The sequence below is a fragment of the Streptomyces sp. NPDC127117 genome (assembly GCF_042677325.1).
GTDB lineage: Bacteria > Actinomycetota > Actinomycetes > Streptomycetales > Streptomycetaceae > Streptomyces.
On sequence record NZ_JBHXTM010000132.1, the window covers coordinates 1 to 1,672 of the forward strand.

The following is a 1,672-nucleotide window of genomic DNA, read 5'->3' on the forward strand; positions in this document are numbered from 1 at the left end:
ACGCCGACCGCATCGACACCGTCCTGCGGCCCAAGGCCGACGCGGCCTGGAACCTCCACGAACTGACCCTCGACCACCACGAACTCGCCGAGTTCATCCTCTTCTCCGGTGGAGCGGGCACATTCGGTGGTCCGGGGCAGGGCAATTACGCCGCGGCGAACGTGTTCCTAGACGTGCTCGCCCAGCACCGGCAGGCCCGGGGCCTGCCGGCGACGGCTGTGGCCTGGGGCATGTGGGAGGAACGCAGCGGAATGACGGCGCACCTCGGTGACGCCGAGATCGCCCGCATGACCCGGACCGGCATGCAGCCGCTGCCGAGCTCCCTCGGCCTCGCTCTGCTGGACGCAGCCACCGCCACCGGACAGGCGCTGCTCGTCGCCGCGCGCCTGGACCTGGCCGCCATGCGACGACACGGCGAGACCACGGGTACGGGCGTGCCGCCGCTGTTCCAGGCACTTGTACGGGCGCCCGCGCGCCGCTCCCTCGGTGCGGCGAAGGCCGTCGAGGCGTCCTCGTTCGCCCAGCAGCTCGCGGCGCTCCCGGCCGAACAGGCCGAACGCACCCTGCTCGACCTCGTCCGCACCCACGTCGCCGCCGTACTCGGACACGCCTCCGCCGACACCATCGAAACCGGCAGAGCCTTCCGCGAACTGGGCTTCGACTCCCTCACCGCCGTAGAAATACGCAACCGACTCAACACCGCCACCGGCCTGCGCCTGCCGACGACCCTGGTCTTCGACTACCCGACACCCGAGGTCCTCGCCGACCACCTGTACTCCGAGCTGGTCGGTTCCCGGCCCGACGCGTCCACGGACGGCGCTGCGGCGGTGCCGGGCACGGGCCCGGCGGACGACCCGATCGCCATCATCGGGATGAGCTGCCGGTTCCCGGGCGGGGTCCGATCCCCCCAGGACCTGTGGCAGCTCCTCGCCGAGGGCCGCGACGCCATCGGCGGCGTACCGCTCGACCGCGAATGGAACCTGGACGTGTTCCGGCACACGGAGGGCGACAGCCAGGGCACCTCATACGTGGGTGAGGGCGGATTCCTTCGGGACGCCGGGCAGTTCGATCCGGCCTTCTTCGGGATCTCGCCGCGCGAGGCCCTGGCGATGGATCCGCAGCAGCGGCTGCTGCTCGAAACCTCCTGGGAGGCCTTCGAGAACGCGGGCATCGACCCGGTGGACGTGCGCAGAAGCCGTACCGGTGTGTACGCGGGTGCGGCGGCCTCCGGGTACGGCGGCACGACCCGAAGCCGGCCGAACGGCTTCGAGGGCCACCTGCTGACCGGCACTGCGGGCAGCGTCGTGTCGGGCCGCATCTCCTACGCCCTGGGCCTGGAGGGCCCCGCGATGACCGTGGACACGGCGTGCTCGTCGTCCCTGGTCGCCCTGCACATGGCCGTCCAGGGGCTGCGCAACGGCGAGTGCACGATGGCGCTGGCCGCCGGGGTGATGGTCATGGGAACACCCACGTCCTTCGTGGAGTTCAGCCGCCAGCAGGCGCTGGCCACGGACGGCCGGTGCAAGGCGTTCGCGGATGCCGCGGACGGCTTCGGACTGGCCGAGGGGGTCGGTGTCCTGCTTCTGGAGCGGTTGTCGGAGGCGCGGCGGCTGGGTCATGAGGTGCTGGCCGTGGTGCGTGGTTCGGCGGTCAACCAGGACGGTGCGTCGAA

At 71.6% G+C, this 1,672-nt stretch carries 1 protein-coding gene; it reads left to right on the forward strand.

The window, feature by feature from the left end:
* A partial coding sequence (locus tag ACFVH0_RS40465) for a beta-ketoacyl synthase N-terminal-like domain-containing protein (RefSeq protein WP_385828432.1) occupies positions 1 to 1,672 on the forward strand: 1,672 nt, incomplete at both ends.